The organism is Saccharothrix sabaoui (assembly GCF_051756985.1).
Taxonomy (GTDB): Bacteria; Actinomycetota; Actinomycetes; order Mycobacteriales; family Pseudonocardiaceae; genus Actinosynnema.
The window spans coordinates 38758-59268 of record NZ_JBPKJK010000046.1; the positions used below are offsets into that span (position 1 = coordinate 38758).

Here is a 20511-nt window from a genome sequence, read left to right on the forward strand (position 1 = left end):
GCCGACGAGCGCTCCCGAGAGCGTCTTGATGCGGCCGTAGATGCGTTGGCCGAGCTACCGGTCTTCGCGTTCGTCCCTTTCGGGGCGAGCACGGCATGCTGGACGAGCTACGCTCCCTATCCGACGCTGGCGACACTCACGCTCGCCGTCAGCTCTATCACCAGCTTGCAAAGCACGACACGATCGACGAGTTGCGCGCTCGTGGCGACGCTGGCGACACCGACGCCGTAATCGAGCTGGCCCGACACCTTGCCACGCGTGGACGCCTCTCCGTGGCCGTGACACTACTGCGCAGCCGTGCCGAAACCGATTCCACGTGTGCGTGGGCGTTGGCGGATCTGATAGCCAAGCATGGCGAACACGAGCTGCTGTGGGACGAAGTGCACGCCGGCAACAAGCACGCCTCTCGCGGCCTGATCAACTCCCTCCAGGCCACCGGGCAGCAGGAACACGCCGAGCGGCTGCGCATGTGGGGCCTGACATCCGACGGAGTGCCATCGCTGCCCTGGTGACTACTGTAGCGGCGAGCTGCACCGGTGAACCCAGCCATTGACGAGTATTTCTCGCTGGGCACAGTCACCTGGGTGGAGGCAGACACCACCGCGCAAGGATGGGCGGGCAAGCGGCACGGCGCATACCCCTCTTGGCCGACGCAACACGCAGCGCCCGGCCCGAACCGCTGCCCGACCATGTGGCTGGCCCGACGTCGCTAGCTGGTGGAATCCGTCGCAGGCAATGGCGGGATGGAATCGCGCATCATGCCGATACCGGCGCTGACAAGGAACTGGGCCGACTCCGAGCCAAGTTTCCACGGGTGCTGAAGAAGCGCACGTCGCAGCCGGTTGTTGTCTGCGATCTCCCGTGGGCGTGGGCGCAATCGGGAGAACCATTGGCCTTCCGTGCCCCAATGCGAGTCGGTCGGGTCGTCCAGCGCGCGGACGAAGCGGTCGACCAGCCCCGGCCAGGTCGGGGTACCCCACCAGTGGCGACAGGCAAGCCCTGCATGGGCTGCGGCGCGCCAGAAGGCGTAGTGGGCGTTGCGGTCTTCGGCCAGCTGGGCAACACCGCCGAGGACCCCCAAGGCGTGATCGGTGTACTCGTCGAGGTTGTCGCCAGCGAGGTCGGCGAGGGCGACCCCGGTAGGCAGTCTGCGCCGAGGGTCGGTCAGCCAACGGCACAGCTTGCCCGCGAGCCAGTCGACCGCCTCGATGTCGAGTTCGTCCAGATAGGCGACGGGTGCATGGGCGTCGATGCCGCAGTCGGTGCGCCAGCGTCGGATGATGTCGCGCACCCGGCTGGTTGTGTGGGAATTGATGCGGAGCATGTCGCCGTCGCTCAACGGGCCGTCGCCGGCGTGCCAGTCCTCGACCGGACTATTCCGCCACGCGCTGTTGACCAGTCCCACTGCGGCGAGGTCGAGGACCGCGCCGCAGTGGTCGGGTTCGATGCCGACCTGGTGGCGCAGCATCCGAGCCACCAGCTCTTCTTCTTGGGCGGGAGTCAGTTCTTCGCGCCCGGTGGTAGCGCCCTCGCTCACAGCGTCTCCGTTTCGACTTGCCGCGTCGGTGGTGTTGAGGTGTTGAGCCTCGCATAGTGGATGGCGTGACGCCGGATCCACCCGCACGGCCGAGATCAAGCGAAATAGAACATCGAGCAGGCTCGCAGGCTGCAACCGCACAGCAGCCTTGATAATAACTTATCGTTGTCGTATTAGGTGTGCGGGTTTAGCGATCCGTTTGATGGACAGTCGCCTTCTGGTCCAGAAATCACGCATGCATCGCGAGCATAGGACACGCATGTTCGAGGCCGACCAGGACTACAAGCACTACAACGCACCTGGCTCCGTCTGCACGTCGCCGGGCATGGCGCTTCTCGATGACCGAGGACGACGTCCGCTGCTCAGCACTTCGTGATTAGCCAGGCAGGTCCGAGAACCGGGCGTAGTGCAACTGGTGAGCAAGGGTCACGGTGGCCGTGGGGCCGCCGCGGTGCTTGGCGACTATCAGGTCCGCTTCACCGGCACGCGGATCGTCGCGCTCGTACTGGTCCGGACGGTGCAGTAGCACGACCGTGTCGGCGACCTGCGCCATCGTGTCGGACTCGCGGAGGTCTCCCAGTTGGGGACGGTGGTCCAGGCGTCCCTCGACGGCACGCCCGACCTCGCACGTCACCACGATCGGGATGTCCAGGTCCAGCGCGAGAGTCTTCAGCTGGCGTGTCACGATCGACACCTCGCGTTCCCGGCCTGCGCCGGGTTCCGTCCTCGCCCGCACCATGTTGAGCGGGTCGATCGCCACCAGGTGCAGCGCCTCGTCACGGGCCAGGGCGACGGCCTCCTCGCACAGTCCGTCGAGGTCGGCCGACGGTGTCGCGTTGAGGATCAACGGCGCCTCGTGTACCTCGCTCATACGTCGGGCCAGGCCCGTCCAGTCCTCGTCCGACATACGCCCGGTGCGCATGTCATGGGGTCTGATCGACGCTTCGGCGCACAGGATCCGCTGCACTACGTCGATGCCGGGTTGGTCGAGGCAGAACAGCGCGCTACGCAGCGAGTGCCGGATGGTGGCGTGGCGCACGAAGTCGAGCAGCAGCGTGCTGCGCCCCGAACCCGGCCGACCTCCGATCACGGTCAACGTGCCCGGAGCCAGTCCGCCGGTCAGCACGTTCAGGTCGGCGAACGGCGTCGGAACGCCCACGGGCAGACCATCTCGGGACGCGACGGCGTCGACGCGGTCCATCGCGTCCTGAAGCCAGTCCTCCAACACCATCGACGGCGCCATCTCGACCCGCTGGACGTCGGGCCGGTGGCGAGTGGTTCGGCGTCGCGTGAGCAGCAACCTGGTCTCCTCGGAGACGCCGGTCGTCCCGGGCCTGTCGCGGAACGCCTCGATTCCGGCCAACACGTCGTCCACGATCGGCGCTTCGGCCGGGTCGCGGGAGTCCAGCGTCACGCCCGCTTCGTGGTTACCGGTCAGGCCGCCGCGAGTCAGGTTCGCCGACCCCACCCACGCCTCCGCGTGACCGTCGGGGAAGTGGAGGTGGTAGGTCTTGGCGTTCTGGAACTCCTCGGGACCCACCACGACCCGCAGCACAGCCCGGTCACCGTAGGGCGCAAGAAGCTCGCTCAGCCGGACGAGCGCGTCCGGGTCGGCCTGGTCCGGCGCGCCGCCTGCGACGACCAGCACTCGACCCTCCCGGTCGAGCAGCCCGAGCAGGTGCTGCTCGATGGTGTCCACCGCTGACAGGGTGAGGAACCCGGTGCGGATCGCCGCCAGGTCGGCCTCGGCCAGACGCGGGAGCAACCAATCCTCGAACGTGGACCCGGCGGTGACTGTGTCGATGTAGCGCACGGTAACTTCTACCATCTCCGGGTATCGACTCGGTGCGATACGGGCTGCCGCGGGCCGAAGTGAGCGGCTCGTGAGACGTGCTCCTGCCTGCCTGCTGTGCAGTGTCTGCCCTGAGTGATCGCTTCCTGGTCGGTGAGGAGCTGCGCGGGCGGTGTTCGGCAGGATCGGTCGATGGTCAACACGCCGAACCTGGAAGCCCTGCGTGATGCACTCGACTTTCTGCCGCGATACCTGAGCGAGTCGGCGGTCACGCGCGATCGGCCGCCAGGGCAATACCGCTGGCACTGGGACTAGCGGGATCCACGCCCCGTCCGGGTCCTCCAGCGGACCGGCGGATGCCTCGTCCACCGGAAGGGAAGTGGATTGGTTTGTTCGTCAGCCAGGATCCACACGTCTTTCGAGTTGAGAGAAGGTCGGCGGACGGCGAGCCTGCGGGATCCCGACACTGTCGTTGGATGAAATATCTCCGACATCAGGCCCGCGCGACGGTGTGATCCTCGTCGCACTGCCGCAGGCTGGCATGCCTTCATTCTTTCGGCCAGTGGAAGGATTTGAGTCGCACGCCGTGGGAACGGCCACTGTTCGAGCGCGCACGCGCCGCTCGCCCTCGGATTTCGGCAGGTGAAATGCTGGCGACCGCATTTGGTGCGAGCTAACCTCGTCGGTACATCTAGTGTCGATGTTACTTCGGGGGGACTGTGAGCGAGAGTGTCGAGGCTGCGGGCCGATCTCTCGTCTCGCCTGGTTCTGGCTTCTCCGGCATCGATGATGCCGTTGTCGGCGCGCTCAATTATCCGGTGGTGCTACCTGGGCGGCAACGTCGCCAGATGCGCAAAGTGGATCTGGGTGACCTGCATTCTCGCATCAACGGTTCCGTGATTACCTTCGGTGCATGCCTGGTCGACGATCGCGGGCGCGTGGCGGGTCGCCATGTTCTCAGGTCGTTGAACTGGTCAATTGACACGCGTTTGGCCAGTTCGATCGGTGCTAACTACGCGGTGTTGAAGCCGGTTCCGGACGGTCGACTGACGGTTGACGGTCAGTTTCGGATTCGACTTACTGCAAGCCTGCTGCATTATTGCGACCTGTCGAACGGCGATTTGGCGTTTCTCGTTGGCGTGCCCGAGTACAACATGCTGATTGTGCATCCTCCCGTCAACGTCGAAGAGATGGTACGCGGCTTCCATGAGGAGCAACTCCGGCGCAGTATTGACGTGCAGGTAGGTGGATCACGTCATGAGCGGTGACATCGAAATGGCGGCGGCGCTTCTTGGGAAGTTGGGAGTATCGCCGGAACAGCTTATTGGTCGAGGGAGCCGTCGATCGCCTCTTCCTACTTTTGTGGAGTTTGTTCCGCGGGTTGCCGGTGCGGTGCCGGACGGGACACGCAAGCTTTATTCGACTTATTGGAACAAGATGCTGGGGGTATGGGCGGATCGTCGCATCGATGAGATTGATCCTACCGACGTCAACTGGTTGATCGAGCATACGAAGGCGACGGTGGTTCAGCGGCGGTCCGGCCGGGGAGGACACAGCGCTGCGGAGCATGCGTTCGAGGCGTTGCGATGTCTGTACCGACACGCCGTCAGCAACCGACTGATGGATCCCTGGGATGTACCTACCGAGCACGTGAGAAAGCCCAAACGTGTGAAGTCGAACCGTCGTTCTTTGGATGTCGGTCTGGTCGAGGAGATCGTAGAGGTCGCTTCGTTGACCGGAAACGATCCGAAGCTTGACTCGTTGCTGCTGCGGTTCCACATCGAGACTGCGGCGCGGCGTGGTGGGGCGTTGGCCCTGCGGCTTCGAGACCTGGATCCGGTGCAGTGCCTCGTGCAGTTGCGGGAGAAAGGCAATGTTCATCGGTGGCAGCCCGTGTCGCCGACGTTGATGTCGCACTTGCAGCGCCACGCGCGCACGCGTGGGGCGCGCGATCCGGAGAGCGCCGTCTTCCGCTACTTGGATGGGAAGCCGTTGACCGACCGACGGTATGACCATCTGTGGTCGCGTCTCGGTGAGCACATCGAGTCGGTGAGGACCCAGGGCATCACCATGCACTGGCTTCGGCATACCACTCTGACCTGGGTGGAGCGCAGTTTCGGCTATGCGGTTGCGCGAGCGTACGCGGGGCACGCGACGGCTTCGACGAACCGGTACGGGGTGACGGCCACGTACGTGCGTGCGTCAGTGCAGGAGGTGGCCGAGGCGCTGTCGGCCCTGACGGGTGAGGCGCATCCCTTGGCGCCGCAGGGCGAAGATCGAGGTAAGTCGTCTGCTGCGGGGTGATGTCGTGGCCGCCTGGGCTGGCGGGTGTCAATGAGGCGATGGTGACGGATGGCTGTGGTCGCGGACTCTGATTGGAGGTTTGCTCATATCTCGTGCGAGACCGCACTTTTGCGGTGTACGGTCGCTTGGGCACGGTAAGTGATCATCTTCTGTCTCTGTGGAGTCCTGCCTGGTAGGGCTCCAGCGGGAGCGGTCTCATACCGTGTCCGTGGAACCAGGTCGGCGCGGTGGGTGTGCCGGCTGTACTACGTGCCGGGGGGCAACGAGCATGGTGATAGGAGCTGAGGCGAACGGAGGCAGAAGGGCGATTCCTGCGTCGGAGCAGGAGTTGCCCGTCGACTTCGCCATCAGTGCCGCACTGTCGGACATGACGAGCTTCATCGGGCGCGGCACACTGCTGCGGGCGACGACGAAGTTGCTCGCCACGAAGCGTCTGGTGACGCTGACCGGTGCCGGTGGTGTCGGGAAGACGAGGTTGTTGGAACGCCTGACCGGTGATCTGGCCGGCGATTTCGACGAGGTCGTGCTGGTCCCGCTGGCGGGACTCAAGGCCACCGAGGACCGGCTGGCGTCCACGATCGCCGAGGCGTTGGGCCTGCTGAACAACTCGCCCGCTCCGGCAACGGCACGACTGATCGAGCACCTGTCGACGCGGGGCAGGATGCTGCTCGCCCTCGACAACTGCGAGCACCTGGTGGGTAGCGAGCCGGGATCGGGGCAGGTGCCGCGGCTGCTGCGTCATCTGCTCGCGGCTGCCCCGCGGCTGCATGTGGTGGCCACAAGCAGAGAGAATCTCGGCGTCAAAGGTGAGCAAATCGTAGCCGTGCCACCCCTGTCGGTGGTGAACAACGAACGTGCCTGCGTCGAGGAGTGCTCCTGCTGCGTACCTGAAGCGTTGCAGCTGTTGGAGGACCGGGCTCGGAATGTCGGCGCGGAGATCCAGCCATCGGATTATCCCGTGGCGATCGAGCTGTGCGAAGCGCTCGATGGCATTCCGTTGAACATCGAGCTGGCGGCGGTGCAGCTGGAGACGATGACGCTGCACGAGATGCTGGCGGAGCGCAGGGAGCTGTTGGACACGCTGGTTGGCGGTGACGCGGTGCAGGAGCAGCACCGGTCCGTGCGCGCCACGCTGGATTGGTCCTACGGTTTACTCGCCGAGCCGCTTCGGCAGATGTGGGCGTTGTTGTCGGTGTTCGCCGGCGGGTTCGACTTGGACGCGGCGGCGGCGGTGTCGGAGAGCCGAGGTATCGACCGGGCCGAGGTACGGTCGCTGCTCACGCGTCTCAAGCGCAAGTCGCTGCTGGTGGTCGACCAACGCGGGCCGAGCACCCGGTTCCGGCTGCTGGAGACCATCCGCCTCTACGGCGAGGAGCTGGTCGAGGCGTCCGGCGAATCGATGAAGCTGCGCTGCGCCCACGCCAACTACTTCCTCTCCCTCGCCGAGCGGGCGGCTGAGCAGTGGCTGGGGCCCGACGAGGTCGGGTGGATGAAGCGTGTCCGCGCGGAGTTGCCGAACATCCTCGCGGCGCAGGAGTTCTTCCTTGCGATGGGGCATCGGCGATCGGCGCTGCGGTTGACGTTGGCCACCGGACGTAGCCGTGCGTTGGTGTTCGCGGGAAGGCTCAACGACGGTCGCGACATGGTGGCCGCCGCCTTGGACGACACCGCCGAGACGGCGACCGTCGAACGTGTCGCGGCCCTGTCGCTGACGGCATGGCTTGCGTTCATCCAGGGCAACCAGGCCAATGCGCTTCCACTGCTGGAGCAGGCCGAGGACGGGGCACGCGCGCTGAATTGTGAGGACACGTTCCCTCCGCTGCTGTACGCGCGGGCGACGAGGCTGTGGCTGGCCGAACGAGATCCCGAACGCGCGCGAGGCTCTGTGGAGGGCTATCGACAGGCGGAACACGCGTTCCTGGCAGCGGGCAGCGAGGCCGATGCCTTCATGGCGCTGATGTTCGGCGCCATGAGCGCTGCGTTCCTCACCGATGGCGATACGGCGTTCCCCTGGTGCCGACGGCTGTTGGTCACCGCGGAGAAGGCCGAAGCCACGTGGTCGATCTCGTGGGCTCTGTGGACGCTGGCGCTGGCCGAACTGCTGCACGGCAGCCCCAGCGAGGCGATGGTGCTCGCTCAACGCACACTGCGTATCCAGCACGCGATCGGCGACACCTGGGGGCCTGCGTGGACGAAGTGGCTGCTGTTCCTGATCGCCGTCGAGTTCGGCGACCACGAGCACGGCGCGCAGTTGATGGGCGCGGCCCTTGCCGCTCGCAAGCTGACCAACGCGTCGATCGAAGGACTTCTTCCGTGGCTCCGCGTGCAGCAGAGGGCGGAGGACAAGGCTCGCAGCGAGCTGGGTGACGAGGAGTTCGACATCAATGTCGCGTTGGGCAAGCGCCTTGCCGCCGACGCGGTGATGGCCCTGGCCGATGATCTCCGGCCGCGGCCGATCATGAACGTCCGCCGTCCGGCGGATCTGTCCAAGCAGGAGTTCCTGGTCGCTTCACTGGTGGCGAAGGACATGAGCAACAGGGAGATCGGCGAGACCTTGGGAGGGCTGTCCCACCGCACGGTGGAGGTCCATGTGTCGAAGATCATCGGCAAGCTCGTCGCCGAAGACCCGAGCCGTGGGGTCAAGGATCGCAAGGGTGTCCGTAACTGGTTCTTGGGCCTGTCGGCGGACGAGGTCGCCGCCGGCCTGGCCGGTGCGTGATCGGGACGGCGGCGACACGACGCCGATCGTGTCGCCGCCCGCCCGGCTGTCTATGGTCGGCCGCCGAGTACGGGTAGTTCCTCGATGCCGGCCATGATGGCGCTGCGCTGTGCTGGGAGCCGGTCGGATTCGACCGCGAGCCGGGCGCGCGGGAAGCGGGCGATGAATTCGCGTAGTGCGATCTCGGCTTCCATGCGGCCCAGGGGTGCTCCCAGGCAGTGGTGGATGCCGTGGCCGAAGGACAGGTGTCGGCGTGCGTTCCTGCGGTCGATGTCCAGTGTGGTCGGGTCGTCGAAGGCGTCCGGGTCGCGGTTGGCGCTCATCAGCGATACCAAGACGATCTCGCCGGCCGGGATCTCGACGCCACCGTAGACGACCGGTGCCGCGGTGACCCGGTGGGTCGCCATGCGTACCGGCGAGTCGAACCGCCACACCTCGTCGATCGCCTGGGCAGTCTTGTGCGGGTTGTCCGCGAGATGGCGCCACAGCCGGGAGTCGGCCATGAGCCACCGTGCGGCCTTGGTGATGGCGTTGGTGGACGTTTCGTGTCCGGCGACGATGATTAGGAAGATCGTGCCCATCAGCTCCTCGTCGTCGAGACGGTCGGCACCCGAGCCCCGGAGCAAAGCCGAGAGGAGATCGTCTTCGGATCGTGTGCGCTTGGAGCGGATCAGCTCGGTGAAGTAGTCCTCCATCGCCAGGGAGGCCGGGAGCAGGCGCGAGGGGTTGTCGTCCATCAGCGCTGCGGTCCAGTCCCGCAGTGCCTCATGATCCTGTGCCGGTACGCCCATCAGTTCGCAGATCACGGTGAGCGGAAGCGGGAAGGCGAGCCTGTCGACCAGGTCGAACGGCTTGTCGGCGGGTAGCGCGTCGATCAACGTTCTGGTCAGGTGCAGCACCCTGGGGCGGAGTTGTTCGATCCGCGTGCGGGTGAACTTGTCGGCCAGCAAGCGACGCAGACGTCGGTGGGCCGGTTCGTCCTGGAACAGCATGTGCGGCCGGAACATCCCGGACAGTTCGGTCGGTAGTCCTGCGGCGTGCAGGTGCTGCTCCAGGACCGGGCGGATGAGGGCGGCGTCCTTGCTCAGGTCGGGGTCGGTCAGGGCGCGTCGCGCGTCGGCGTAGCGGCTGATGATCCACACGGGCAGGTACCCGCCCACCGCGGCGCGGTGCACGGGCTCGCTGGCCCGCAGTGCGTCCCCCACTTCCAGTGCCTGCTGCCAGTAGTCCTCCTCGAAGAGGCGGACGTGCGTCGTGTCGGTGTGCATTGCCAGTCCCCAGTGTGTCGTGAAGTTCCGCGCCTGCACGCAGAGGCGCGGATCTCGTTATTTAGGGTAAGTATCGATAAGTTGACAGGGATGCGCTATTAGTGGAACCACGTAGTGCTCCGCTAGGGCACTTAGAGGGACCACGTAGTGCTCCGCTGGAGCACTTAGTGGAACCACGTAGTGCGACTAGAAAAGCTACGTAGCTTCTCCACGAGCCACGTAGAAGCACTCCCGTGCACGTACTGCTTCGGCTTCTCCCGCAAGGCGGGACAGTCGGCTGACCGGCTTTCACATGTGAATGCGACGTCGTAGGCCGCGCTGCCATGTTTTAAGGGGGTGCGTGCCGATGGAGTTTCGACGGAATTTCACGCGCTGCTGCTGGAAGGTCGCTCCATGTGCGCACAGGCGCCCGTAGAGACGGTAGGGAGCTGCTGTTACGTGGACACAGGGCTGTCGCCTACGTGTTGGTTGCGCCCAAAACTACGTGCCTAAGTGGTAAGCGCCCCCACTCGAAAAAAAGCGCCCTGAAACTCCGTTCACGTTGACATGGAATATTGATGACATATGCTTTCGCCTGTTGACAGGCAGGGGTGATGCCTCCGGGCGTTGCGTCTGAACTGTGGCATCGGATGGATGCCGGCGGGATCGTGACGACGTGGCGATGCAAGGAGTGACGTGGGTGACACCGCACAGGTCCGGCAGTCGAGAGGTTGCATTGACCATCCGGGCCGCGGTGCCACACATGTCTGTTCGAAGGGCGCGGGTGTGCGCCGGTGATCGTGCTCCGACAATGCCGTGTGGTCATGAATCCGCGGGTGCGTGCTGGATACCCGGCACGCGTGGTGCGGGCGCTGACGGCGATGCGGAAGCCGTCGTCACCATCTCGTGCCCCGTCATCCGGCAGGCCGGGACGCCGGGGGTGTCCCGAGGTGAGGTCCGGCGCGCCGCGAACGGCGCGTCATGCCTATCCAGACCGTAACGGGCGGCGATCACCGAAGGGTTGGTCGCGTGCAGGACGAGGGAGGGAACACGTGTCGTTCACCAGTGAGGGGCGCAGCAGGGACTGGCGGTCTGACCGTGCACAACGGGAACCGCAAGCGGACGAGGAAGTGGTGTCGGAGAGCGATGGAGCGGACGACGCGGTCGGTGACGGCGGCCGAGGGTCGGTGCTGGAGCGGGCGTTCCAGGTGTTGGAGCAGGTCGCCAGCGGCGCGCGGCCGTTGAACCTGACCGAGATGAGCCGCGCCGCGCGGCTGCCGTTGCCCACCACCTATCGACTGGCGAAGACCCTGGTGCAGCTGGGGGCTCTGGAGAAGGAGTCCGGTCGGTACACCCTCGGCCCCGTGTGGTCAGAGTGGTCGGAGACGACAGGGCCGGAACACGCATGCACCTCGAACTGACGGACGGCGCTTCCTACCCGCACACCGAGCATCGGAGCCGTTTCGCGACTGTTCAGCCGTCCGCCCACTTTGCCGGCAGGGCCGCGGTGGTACCCCGAGCCGGGTTGTGGGGGCGTGCGGGGAGCGCTGGTGGCGAGTTTGCGGGCCGGTCGGCGAAGGAACGCTTCCGGCGCATCACGGAGGCGGTGGTGCGCGCCGGGCTGGTCGGGGGCGACACTGGAGCGGTCAGGGCGCTTCGGACCAACGTGGACGCCGGGGAGTTGGACGATGTTCTGGTGTGGATGATCGAGGCGGCGGTCGCGTGCCTGCCCGACTCGGGTGAGCCGTTGACTTCGGCGCTGTTCACACGCTGCGGGCACTGTGGTGGTGTGCTGGAGGGCTTCGACCGGAGCGACTCGGGCTTGGGCTTGGCGGGGCAGGCGGTCGAAGCGGCACTCGCCGACGATCACGCGCTGGTGCGCGGGTCGGCCGGGGGGCTGTTGGACGTGACCGATACCGACAGCCGCAACGAGGGGTTGGTGTGGCTGCTGCGCGTCGTCGTGTGGTGCTTCGGCGAGGTGCTGCACACGATGGACAACGTCTCGACCGGCCCACAGCATGGTGACGTGTGGTAACGAACCACGCGGGGTGGTCCGATAGCGTTCGTGTGAGACAGGACGACGACCCCGGCACGGCGACCGCGATGCAAGTGCGGGCGCTGGCCGGGGTCTTCGCTGTGATCGGCGCGACGGACGTGCTGCTGGCGTTGTTCGCGATGGAGCTGTGGCCGGTCGCGCTGGCGGTCGCGGCCGGACTGTTCGCAGGGTTGCTGTGGCACCGTGCCGGGTCTGCGTCCGTCTCGGGTGGTGTTCGTCGCCGTGGACCGGCTAAGCCGCAGGCCGGGAACCGTGATCGATCACGTCGGGTCGACGGGTGCCGTTCAGCGTTGCAGCACGACCGTTCCGGCGGTGACCGACGACAGCGGTCCGCGTAGGCCGTCGGGTGTCGGCACGCACCCTTGACCGTCCGACTGCCCGAGCGGGGAGACCTGGGACAGGGCGGGCATCACGAGGGTGCCGAGCATGCCGGTGCAGATCCGGTCGCTGTTGATCAGCAGTGGCTGCCAGATCCTGGCCAGCCAGCCGCCGTCGATGGTTGCGGGAGTGATGGCCATGAACGTGCGCGGCCGGGTGGCCGGGACCGGTGTCGGATCCGGTGGACCGCTGTCGGTGGTGACGCGGCTCAATCGGGCCAGCACGGTCGCGCTGCCGGTGGTGTGGTCGATGTCGACGCGGTGCGCCGACTGCGACAGGACCACGGTCTGGTCCAGGTACAGCCAACCGGTCGGTGCGATGCCGCCGTCGAGAGGGCGAGTGGGCAGCAGGACCCGGGCCCAGCCCGGCTGATGCTGCACGACCGGCACCCAGGTCGGGGTGAAGACCTGTCTGACCGGCAGGCGTGCGAAGGGTTGCCCACCGGGAGCGTCGTAGACGGCCGTCGTTGCGGTCGGGTGCAACACCTCGGGGCCTGGGTCGGAGGCGGGGTCCGGGTCTTCGGGCGCGTGCGGTAGGGACTGTCCGACCACGGCGAGTGGAAGTTGGTCCAGCTGGTCCTCGGCGAGGGGGCGTGGAGCGATCGCCGCGGGGTCCGGAGTGGGCGTGGTTGTGCTGGGTGTGGCCGCCTCGGTCGACGTGGTGTCGACCATGACCGTCGTGGTGGCGGTGACTACTGGGCGCGTCGTGGCCGTGTTGTCGTCATGGCCGCGTAGCAGCAGCACCAGGGCGACCAGCACGACGAGGCCGGCGGCGAGCAGCATTGACGGACTGCGTAGCGCGGTGAGCATCCGCGAACGTGCCGGTGTCAGGGGGCGCATGGGCTGGGTGGTCTCGGTCGCCGTGTCCGGCTCCTGTCCGGGGACGTCGACGGTGACGTCCCCGGACAGGGCGTGGACACGGACCTGCGGTCGGGTCACGGTGCGGTCGCCGCGATCTTGTCGGCGACGGTGCGGGCGATGGAGCAGGTGTCGATGTCCGGGAACCGCCCGTTGGTCAGACTGACGCCGCCCACGCCGTTGGCGAGTTGGATGATCGCGGTGCACATGGCATTGCCCTTGCGGTCCTTGCCGGGCTTGAGCACGCCCTGTTTGCCGCCGTAGGTGGTGGCCGAGGAGCCTGGGTGGTCGGCGGGGTTGGTCGAGATCTTGTCGGGGCGTGCCCAGACGATGAGTGCGAGGAAGTCCCGGCCGGTGTTGCTGCTGGCGTTGCCCTGTTCGTCGACGGTGGCTTCGACGGTGTCGCCGTTGTCGTAACGGCAGGCGATCGCGAAGGCGTCGTTGTCGCGCGGTGGGCGCAGCGATGGCTTGGCGTCGGTTTTGGTCGGGCGTACCTCGGCGGGGAAGGCTGCCCAGCCGATGGAGCAGGGGTCGTAGGGGGCGCCGACGCTCGCGGCGTCGACGCGCTGATCGAGGTCGCCGAGGGTGATGGGCGCGTCGGGCCGGTCCGACCCCGGCGGTGTCGCCGAGCCTGGGGTGGGAGTCGTGACCGCGGTCGACGATCCTGCGGTTTCTGATGTGGCACCGGCCGGGGTGGCGGTGCCGGGGACGGTGGTGGTGCAGGAGGTCAACGTCATCGCTGCTGATGCGGCGGTGGCCAGGGCCAGTGCCGCGATGGTGGTGCGCATGGCTGGTCTCCGTGTCGGTGGAAGGGTCATCGCGGGTAGAGCGCGCCGAGCAGCGCGCCGGCGAGGTGGTCGCGGAACCCGATGCGGTTGCGGTCGACCGGGGTGTTGGACGGTTTGCCGCGTGGCGGGTGCAGCTCCAGGTGGATCAGCAGCACGCCGGGCTTGCCTGCGTCGCCGTGTGGGGCCAGGGTGATCTGCTCGCCGTCGCGTCCGATGCCGTCGGAGTCGGTGGCCAGGCCGGTGGTCATGGCCGGTACTCCGGCGATCTGCACCTGGTGGGTGAGCGCGGCGATGCCCGGGTCGGACTGGAACCGGGTCAGGTACTCGCGCAGGGGCGCGGCTCCGAACAGGCCGAGTTTGATCGCGACCTGGTTGTCGTCGGACCACAGTTCGCACCAGGAGGAGTCGTTGACGTAGCGGTAGAAGCCCTCGCCCAGCCACTGTTGCCAGGTTTGGTCGGGCAGCGCGCTGCACAGCATCTGCGTGCTGGCGGCCTCGTCCTCGGCCCACGCTTGGAACAGTTGCTGGCCCTTGGCCGGTTCGGTGCGCTGGAACTCGGCGCAGCTGTCCGGGTCGGGCGCACGACTGCACACGGCCTGTTGAGGGTTGTCCGGGGTGGGTTGTGTGTGGGGGCGCGCGGTGCCGCCGATGGTGGTGGTGCAGGCCGATAGTGCCATGACCGCCGCCAGAAGCATGGTGCCGAGCGGGCGGGGGCGGGTCACGGCTTGCCCACCGCGTTGAGGATCTTCTCGACCAGTGCCTGGGACTGCTGTTCGCAGTCAGGGGTGTCGACCTGGATAACCTGGACCGCAGGTAGCGCGTCGTCGTCCTGGTGATTCTCGACGATCGTGGTGTCCGAATCCCAGACCGCCACTGTGCGGCACTGCCCGGCGCGGGTACCCGTCACCGCCTTGTACCCGGCGATGTCCACGGCCCGGTACTCGTCGGGCGAGATCGTCAGGTTGCGTGCGGGGTCCTCGTCGACGCCGAACACGACGGTGATCTCACCGACCCCGGCTTTGCTCTTGGGGTTCACCGTGCCGCCGGCGCCGGGGATGATGCTGCACTCGTAGACCTCGTGCGGCTGGATCTCCGCGTCCGCGCCCAGGTCGTCGACCACGGCGGTGAGCGCCTGGCAGGGGTCGCGCAGCGCCAGCGGCAGGGCGGGCTGGGTGCGGTCCGAACCGTGGCGTGGCAGGTCGCGCCACCGGTCCGCGAGCTGCCCGACGTAGTCGCGGGCGAAGTCGCACACCGGTCGCACGACGTTGTCGCGGTTGTCGGGGTGGACATCGAGCACGACCGCGTAGGTGTCGTCCAGGGGGCGGGCCAGTTCGCAGGAGGGTTGAGGTGCGCCCTCCTCCTTGACGTAGAACTCGACGCCGCCGATCTGCTCGGGCGCGGCCTCGCGCCGCAGCGCGGCGTCGTACTCCTGCGCCACGTGCAGGTACATCGTCCACGTGGAGTCGAACTCCGACTTGTGCAGCCGCAGGGTGCAGGTGTTGAAGCCGTCGTCGCTGGGCATCAGCTCGTCGCCGGTGCTGCCTTCCCCGGACGCCTTCTCGGCCGCCGCCGGGTCGTGCAGTGCGCAGGCGTCGATCTCCCGGTAGCGGGAGTAGGCCTCTGCCGCCGGGCGCAGGTCCTCTGGGATGGCCGGGTGGACCTCCGCCTGCGCGGAGGGGTTCGGGTCGTGCGTCGAGGTGGACGTCGACTGGTCGGATGGTGAACCGGTGCACGCCACTGCCGCGAGCGCCACAGCGCACAGCAGCAGGACGGCCCGAACAGGGCCGCGCAACATGGATCTCCCTACAGGTGAGTGAAGGCGCGCCGAGAGGTCAGCGCTTGAGGTGGTGGGCGAGGTCGACGACCGATACGCCGTCGAGGGTTTGGGTCGCGGGTGTTCGCGAGTCGTCCCGCATGACGTCGTTGCTCGCTGCCGGCCGAAAGGGCTGCGTGACCAACTCGCGCTGGCAATCGCGTGAGGAACATGTTTGGCTGCCGGCCCGGGATGCCTGTCCGTCCTGTGAGGACTCCCCGGGCGCGGCGAAGCGCCCGGTCCGGTGCAGCAGGATCGCGATGACCGGTCCGAGCAGACCCGCCAACAGCACAGAGCCCAGACCCACGGTTCCGTCGGTCACCGCGGCCACTGGTCCCAGGGCAAGCCAGCCCACCAGCAGGCAGGCGACGTCCGCGACGACCCGGATCGCCGCCGGACGCAGCCACGGCCGTCGGCGGTGCAGCTCCAGCATCAGGCCGTCACGAGGAAGTGCGCCGATCCCGGCACCCAGGTACAGGGCGATCCCCAGTGCGAACAGCACGCCGCCGAGCGGGAACAACGCCAGGCGCCACACCAAGGCGAAATCCGGCAGCAGCGCCAAGGCCACGTCGCACACGACCGCCGGAACCGTCGCGGCGACGACCGTCCCCACGCCCGGCCGCACCCGCAGCGGCAGGTAGGCCAGCAGCAGAACCGCCTGGACTGCCAGGAAAGCGCCGCCCATCGTCCACCCGGTGTGCCTGCTGATCGCCGCGTGCAGGACGTCCAGCGGCAGCAGGCCGAGCCGGGCACGCACCAGCAGCGCGATGCCCAACCCCATCGCGACCGTTCCGGCTACCAAGCGGATGAATCTCGCTCTCTGCGCCGTGATCCGACGGTCGGCGCTGGTCATGCCCGCACCTGTCCGGCCCTGCTTCGCCGCGCAATCGTGGTTGGTGACGTGACCTCGCATCGGACGGGCGGGCCGACGGAAGTCGACATCGCATCACGCATGGCTGTCCCCTTTCGGATTTCGTTGTGCGAAAACATCGACTAGCAAGGGGGACGCCGGCCGCGCGCTGAGCACCATAGCGGACTCCACGTGCTACGGGGAATGTTTTCATCAGTCGAAAACGTCCTTGCGGCGCGCGTGGCGAAAGATTCAATCTAGCGGAACCCGTCCTTTTCGTACATTGAAAGGATTTCACTCGAAGAAATATCAGACCGCGTCCAGGTGTGGGCGTTGGCGCAGGTCAGAAGGCTATTTCTGCCTTGTTTCAACTTTTCTCGTGACGTGATGAGGGGGTTTGTGTCATTGTTCTACCGGCAACGGGGTCACCTGTTGCGGCGAACCTGACGGATGTGGACATGGTCAATGGCCTGTCGCGATGACGCGGAACTCGTCTGCATGTGTCGGCTTGTTCGCGCTCGAAGGATTAATCGCTCGTGGACTGCCAGGGGGACGGCCGTCGAACGAAGTCGGGTCAAGCGGTTGTACGCGCCCTGCTGACGGGTGGATAACAGGGGGAACAAGGTGGAGACACGTCGTGCACGATGGCGGCACACCGTGGAAGGGCAGCTGCTGGTGCTGCTGGGACACCGGGCGGATCCGGTGCCGCAGACGATCAGCGACCGCCTGATCAGGGACGGGACGCTCCAAGTTCTGACCACCGATGCCGCCAACGATCTGCTGCTGCTGGAAGCAACGCTGCGGCGTGAGTCGGCCGAGGCGCTGGAACGGACCGACGACGCGGAGCGGCGCATCACGACGATCCGATCCGCGATCAAGCCCGACGTCGGCGCGCTGAAGCGGGCGGTGGACGAGCACACCGAGGCCGTGCGGGAGCTGGAGAACGCACGTGCCCTGGCCGAGGATCTCCGCGACTTCGTGATCGGGCTGGACCCGCCGTCGGGTCCGCTGCGGTCGGCCGCCGACGGCTGGCGCCTGTCACCGGACCTGCCGGCCCAGGTGATGGTCTTCGACGACGAGACCACCTTCCTCACCCTCGACCCCCGCAGGGCGACCGTCACTGGCCTTGGCGTCTTCGCGTTGGATGGTGTCGAGGAGTGGGGCTGGGCCTGGCGCCGCGACGGTGATGACGACGACCTGTCCTCTGCCCTGCAACCGGATCGCTGCGGTCAGTGGGTGCTGGGCTACCTGCCGGCCACCCAGGAGATCTACGCCGTCCTGCGCGGTGCGGGGGTGCCGACGCGGATCTGGCTGCTGGGACGGGACTTCGCCCGCGACACCGCCCACGCCGTCCTCGACGAGTTGGCACCGCGGATGGCGCAGCCGAACTCGTTGATCGCGGCTGCCGGGACGGTCCACGCAGCGTCGCTGTGGCGGACGCGGGAGCCGACGGTGCCGCTGACGGACTCGATGTTCTGGGACGTCGGAGTCCCGACCGACGAAGGCGACCTGCGATGAAGCGCCACCGACGGAGGTCCGCCGCGCTGGGAATGTCGAGCGTCCTCGTTGCGACGGTGGCCTGCGCGGCCACGCAACCGGGAGACGTCGTCGACTCGAAGTCAGCGGATCCGGAGCGTCCCGATCCGCAGGTGAGGACCGCGGTGGTGATCCCGCCGCCGCAGGCGCGCGGATCGATGGTCAGCGTCGTCGGCAGTGTCGAGTGGACCGGCCGTCAACCCGGCTGCGTCGTGTTGGAGTTGCCCAGCGGGCAACGCTTCCAGCTCACGGGCACGGCCGCAGACGACGGCGAGCGGCAGGCCCGAGCGGGTCAACGCCCGCCACGGCAGGAGATCGAGGTCACCGGGCACATCCCGCCCGTGGGCGCGACGTCCTGCGGCCCGGTGCGGGCGTTCTGGGCAGAGCGCCTGGTTCCGACCGCACGCTGACCCACTCGGCGGCAACAACTGCGTAGGCCGCGGAGTGCCGGCTCGCGCTCACCAAGCGCCCCGCTCCGTGACAACCACAGACCACCGGCCCCGACTGAGGGCCGGAGCCTCACCGCCGGATGGCGGGTGGGCACCAGACTGCCGGTCACTTCCGACCGGCGGGGTGTGCCGCGCCGCCGCTCAGGCCCAAATCCCCCTGGGGGCGCGGCGAGCGGCGCGGCACACCTTCCCCACCGGAAGCAAAGGAAACCGATGACACGCACGTTCATCCTGCGCCTGCTCGGCGTGTTCGGCATCGCACTCGGGCTGTCGCTGGCCGTCACCGCGGGAAGCGCCTCGGCACAGATCGCCATGGGCGGCCCGTACGGGCCCACCTCGGCCGGCAGTTCGGCGTCCCAGATCCAGGCGCACCCAGGCGCCCCCGGTTCGCAGATCCAGACGGAGGCTGGTGTGACCCTGCCCGGATCGCAGATCCAGGACGAGGGCAAGCTCGCGGCTCCGGCCCGTGCCCAGGCGGGTACCGAAGGCGTGACGGCCCAGGCATGCGGTTGGTACGCGCCCAACCGCAACGCCTACTACGTCCACTGCGGCTCCGGACGGATCTCGATCAACGTGGAGTTCTGGTGGGGCGCGGGCGCGACCCGCTCGATCTGCGTCTGGCCCGGCACGACCAACCTGTCCACCCACCCGTCACTCCAGGGCGGACTGATCACCTACGCCTACTACAACGGCCGCGGTTGCTGACAAGTCCACCTGTGCACCGCCGCTGTCGGGGGCGTCCGGCGCACCAACTCCGCTCCATCCCAACTGTCCACTTAGTCCAACCATGACAGAGGAGGTGACCATCGTGCGCCACGGCAGGACGAACGACCCCGGAAACGTGGTCCCACGACGAGCCCGAGGAGTCTTCCTCGGCGGGTTCGCGCTGGCCGTCCTGACCGTGGCCGCACTCGTTCTCACGGCCACCGAGGACCGGGGGCACGGTCAGACTATCCCCGGTCACTCGGCCGGTCGAGAACCGGAACCGGCCGCCGACGCAGCGGCCGGTCACGATGCATCACCGCAGCCTCGGCCGGTATCCGAGGCACAGTTGGCTGTGCTGCCGCCGGCGGACGTGTTCACCGAGGTGCCCGATGCGCCGCGCGACCCGGCACCAGAGCAGATACCCGACGGCACGGTCGCGCATCCCACGCGCATCGTGGCGGCGTACGCAACACCGGGTGGCGACCCCGTCGCCGCGGTGTCCAGCACCCAGCCCATCGGCATCGAACCGACGCGTGCCCAGGTCGATACCTGGTTGCCGGTCCTGGAGCGACGAACGGACTGGGCCATGGTCGCTCTGCCGTCGAGGCCCAACAACAGCGTGGCCTGGCTGCACCTGGGGTCTGACATCACGCTCGCCGCGACGCCGTACCTGGTCACGGTCGACCGGGCGGACTACTCGCTGACGTTGCACCAGCACGGTCGCGAGATCGGCCGGTGGACGGTGGGCATCGGCGCCGCGAACTCGGTCACGCCCCACGGGCGCACGTTCGTGATCGCCGCGATCCGCGATCCCGCCGCGACATACACCCCGGTGCTTCTGGCGCTGGGTGCGCACTCCGACACCTACACCACCTATGGCGGAGGGCCCGGAACCATCGGCGTGCACGGCTGGCCGGATCCGGCCGTCTTCGGCGTCGCCGGCTCCGACGGCTGCATCCGGGTTCCCGCCGACGCACTGCACACCCTGACCACATCCCACGGCGGAAGCCCCATTCCTGCGGGCACCACCGTGCTGATCAAGTAGTCGGCAAGACGCCGACGCCGGCCTCAAACCGTTCAGTCATAAGGAGATCCAGTGACCACGAGGTCTGCCCGCATCACGTTGGCCGGGATGGCCGCCGGTGCGCTCATCGCAGGTACCGCCACCCTGCTGGCCACGACCGGCGCATCGGCCCAGGCGGCAGGGATCAGCGTCCCGCCATCCACGACGACGACCAAGCCCACTACGACCAGCCCCACGACGACCGTCAATCCGACGACGACCACGTCGCCGAAGCCCACGACCACAACGCCCAAGCCCACAACGTCCAAGCCGACGCCGACCACGACGACCTCCCGCTCGACGGAAACCCCGTCGTCGTCGGCGCCGAATCCCACCAGCCCTCAGGCCGGATCGACGACGACCAGCGTGGTCGTCGTCCCGGCACCCGCACCATCGGTCGTCGTCGCCCGGCACCCG

The 20511-nt window shown here is 67.5% G+C and carries 19 protein-coding genes; 10 read left to right on the forward strand and 9 right to left on the reverse strand.

Translation table 11 applies throughout. The annotated features are described in order from the left end of the window. Positions 1-95: 95 nt before the first annotated feature. Positions 96-512 (forward strand): hypothetical protein, encoded by a 417-nt coding sequence (locus ACR807_RS16700; RefSeq protein WP_438922238.1) that lies wholly within the window; start codon positions 96-98, stop codon positions 510-512. Between the two features lie 197 nt (positions 513-709). On the opposite strand, the gene ACR807_RS16705 is transcribed toward ACR807_RS16700, so the two are convergent. Next, positions 710-1678, reverse strand: coding sequence for a hypothetical protein (locus ACR807_RS16705; RefSeq protein ID WP_438922239.1), 969 nt, complete (start codon positions 1676-1678; stop codon positions 710-712). Between the two features lie 235 nt (positions 1679-1913). Then, on the reverse strand, positions 1914-3350 hold the full coding sequence (locus ACR807_RS16710) for a DnaB-like helicase C-terminal domain-containing protein (protein WP_438922240.1): 1437 nt from the start codon (positions 3348-3350) through the stop codon (positions 1914-1916). A gap of 698 nt (positions 3351-4048) precedes the next feature. On the opposite strand from ACR807_RS16710, the gene ACR807_RS16715 reads away from it, so the two are divergent. The 3 genes from ACR807_RS16715 (at position 4049) to ACR807_RS16725 (ending at position 8352) form a co-directional block, all read left to right on the forward strand. Beyond that, positions 4049-4597: a hypothetical protein gene (locus ACR807_RS16715; protein ID WP_438922241.1), complete on the forward strand. Its 549-nt coding sequence runs from the start codon at positions 4049-4051 to the stop codon at positions 4595-4597. Continuing rightward, positions 4587-5633, forward strand: coding sequence for a tyrosine-type recombinase/integrase (locus ACR807_RS16720; protein ID WP_438922242.1), 1047 nt, complete (start codon positions 4587-4589; stop codon positions 5631-5633). The genes ACR807_RS16715 and ACR807_RS16720 overlap by 11 nt, the downstream gene beginning before the upstream one ends. A gap of 328 nt (positions 5634-5961) precedes the next feature. Next, the gene (locus ACR807_RS16725) at positions 5962-8352 is read left to right on the forward strand and encodes a helix-turn-helix transcriptional regulator (RefSeq protein ID WP_438922243.1); all 2391 of its coding nucleotides are present in this window, start codon (positions 5962-5964) and stop codon (positions 8350-8352) included. Positions 8353-8402: 50 nt separating this feature from the next. Here ACR807_RS16725 and ACR807_RS16730 read toward each other — a convergent pair whose 3' ends face one another. Then, the gene (locus ACR807_RS16730; RefSeq protein WP_438922244.1) at positions 8403-9620 is read right to left on the reverse strand and encodes a cytochrome P450 family protein; all 1218 of its coding nucleotides are present in this window, start codon (positions 9618-9620) and stop codon (positions 8403-8405) included. A gap of 1031 nt (positions 9621-10651) precedes the next feature. Between ACR807_RS16730 and ACR807_RS16735 the strand changes: the two genes are divergently transcribed. Beyond that, complete coding sequence (locus ACR807_RS16735; RefSeq protein ID WP_438922245.1) at positions 10652-11020, forward strand: helix-turn-helix domain-containing protein; 369 nt, start codon at positions 10652-10654, stop codon at positions 11018-11020. After that, the gene (locus tag ACR807_RS16740; protein WP_438922246.1) at positions 11005-11634 is read left to right on the forward strand and encodes a hypothetical protein; all 630 of its coding nucleotides are present in this window, start codon (positions 11005-11007) and stop codon (positions 11632-11634) included. Before ACR807_RS16735 ends, ACR807_RS16740 begins: the two co-directional genes overlap by 16 nt. A gap of 305 nt (positions 11635-11939) precedes the next feature. Here ACR807_RS16740 and ACR807_RS16745 read toward each other — a convergent pair whose 3' ends face one another. From ACR807_RS16745 to ACR807_RS16765, 5 genes are all read right to left on the reverse strand, one after another. Continuing rightward, the gene (locus ACR807_RS16745) at positions 11940-12815 is read right to left on the reverse strand and encodes a hypothetical protein (RefSeq protein WP_438922247.1); all 876 of its coding nucleotides are present in this window, start codon (positions 12813-12815) and stop codon (positions 11940-11942) included. A 152-nt stretch (positions 12816-12967) separates the two neighbouring features. Next, positions 12968-13678 carry a DUF3558 domain-containing protein gene (locus ACR807_RS16750; RefSeq protein WP_438922248.1) on the reverse strand — a complete coding sequence of 237 codons (711 nt, stop codon included), beginning with the start codon at positions 13676-13678 and terminating at the stop codon, positions 12968-12970. A gap of 26 nt (positions 13679-13704) precedes the next feature. Beyond that, positions 13705-14400, reverse strand: a complete 696-nt coding sequence (locus ACR807_RS16755) for a hypothetical protein (RefSeq protein ID WP_438922249.1) — start codon at positions 14398-14400, stop codon at positions 13705-13707. Continuing rightward, positions 14397-15473, reverse strand: coding sequence for a hypothetical protein (locus tag ACR807_RS16760; protein ID WP_438922250.1), 1077 nt, complete (start codon positions 15471-15473; stop codon positions 14397-14399). Before ACR807_RS16760 ends, ACR807_RS16755 begins: the two co-directional genes overlap by 4 nt. 37 nt (positions 15474-15510) lie before the next feature. After that, complete coding sequence (locus tag ACR807_RS16765) at positions 15511-16344, reverse strand: YczE/YyaS/YitT family protein (protein WP_438922251.1); 834 nt, start codon at positions 16342-16344, stop codon at positions 15511-15513. Between the two features lie 654 nt (positions 16345-16998). On the opposite strand from ACR807_RS16765, the gene ACR807_RS16770 reads away from it, so the two are divergent. From ACR807_RS16770 to ACR807_RS16785, 4 genes are all read left to right on the forward strand, one after another. Continuing rightward, the gene (locus tag ACR807_RS16770) at positions 16999-17859 is read left to right on the forward strand and encodes a hypothetical protein (RefSeq protein WP_438922252.1); all 861 of its coding nucleotides are present in this window, start codon (positions 16999-17001) and stop codon (positions 17857-17859) included. A gap of 32 nt (positions 17860-17891) precedes the next feature. Next, positions 17892-18287 (forward strand): hypothetical protein, encoded by a 396-nt coding sequence (locus ACR807_RS16775; protein WP_438922253.1) that lies wholly within the window; start codon positions 17892-17894, stop codon positions 18285-18287. 252 nt (positions 18288-18539) lie between these two features. Further along, positions 18540-19031: a DUF6355 family natural product biosynthesis protein gene (locus tag ACR807_RS16780; protein WP_438922254.1), complete on the forward strand. Its 492-nt coding sequence runs from the start codon at positions 18540-18542 to the stop codon at positions 19029-19031. Positions 19032-19125: 94 nt separating this feature from the next. After that, on the forward strand, positions 19126-20076 hold the full coding sequence (locus ACR807_RS16785; protein ID WP_438922255.1) for a L,D-transpeptidase: 951 nt from the start codon (positions 19126-19128) through the stop codon (positions 20074-20076). Between the two features lie 32 nt (positions 20077-20108). Here ACR807_RS16785 and ACR807_RS16790 read toward each other — a convergent pair whose 3' ends face one another. After that, complete coding sequence (locus ACR807_RS16790; RefSeq protein WP_438922256.1) at positions 20109-20429, reverse strand: hypothetical protein; 321 nt, start codon at positions 20427-20429, stop codon at positions 20109-20111. Between the last annotated feature and the right edge of the window lie 82 nt (positions 20430-20511).

What these genes read in the sequence shown, in the direction of transcription:
- ACR807_RS16780 (WP_438922254.1), top strand. Translation starts at nt 18,540, where the DNA reads ATGACACGCACGTTCATCCTGCGCCTGCTCGGCGTGTTCGGCATCGCA.
- ACR807_RS16740 (WP_438922246.1), top strand. Translation starts at nt 11,005, where the DNA reads ATGCACCTCGAACTGACGGACGGCGCTTCCTACCCGCACACCGAGCAT.
- ACR807_RS16720 (WP_438922242.1), top strand. Translation starts at nt 4,587, where the DNA reads ATGAGCGGTGACATCGAAATGGCGGCGGCGCTTCTTGGGAAGTTGGGA.
- ACR807_RS16745 (WP_438922247.1), bottom strand. Translation starts at nt 12,815, where the DNA reads ATGCTGCTCGCCGCCGGCCTCGTCGTGCTGGTCGCCCTGGTGCTGCTG.
- ACR807_RS16700 (WP_438922238.1), top strand. Translation starts at nt 96, where the DNA reads ATGCTGGACGAGCTACGCTCCCTATCCGACGCTGGCGACACTCACGCT.
- ACR807_RS16760 (WP_438922250.1), bottom strand. Translation starts at nt 15,473, where the DNA reads ATGTTGCGCGGCCCTGTTCGGGCCGTCCTGCTGCTGTGCGCTGTGGCG.
- ACR807_RS16765 (WP_438922251.1), bottom strand. Translation starts at nt 16,344, where the DNA reads ATGACCAGCGCCGACCGTCGGATCACGGCGCAGAGAGCGAGATTCATC.
- ACR807_RS16730 (WP_438922244.1), bottom strand. Translation starts at nt 9,620, where the DNA reads ATGCACACCGACACGACGCACGTCCGCCTCTTCGAGGAGGACTACTGG.
- ACR807_RS16775 (WP_438922253.1), top strand. Translation starts at nt 17,892, where the DNA reads ATGTCGAGCGTCCTCGTTGCGACGGTGGCCTGCGCGGCCACGCAACCG.
- ACR807_RS16750 (WP_438922248.1), bottom strand. Translation starts at nt 13,678, where the DNA reads ATGCGCACCACCATCGCGGCACTGGCCCTGGCCACCGCCGCATCAGCA.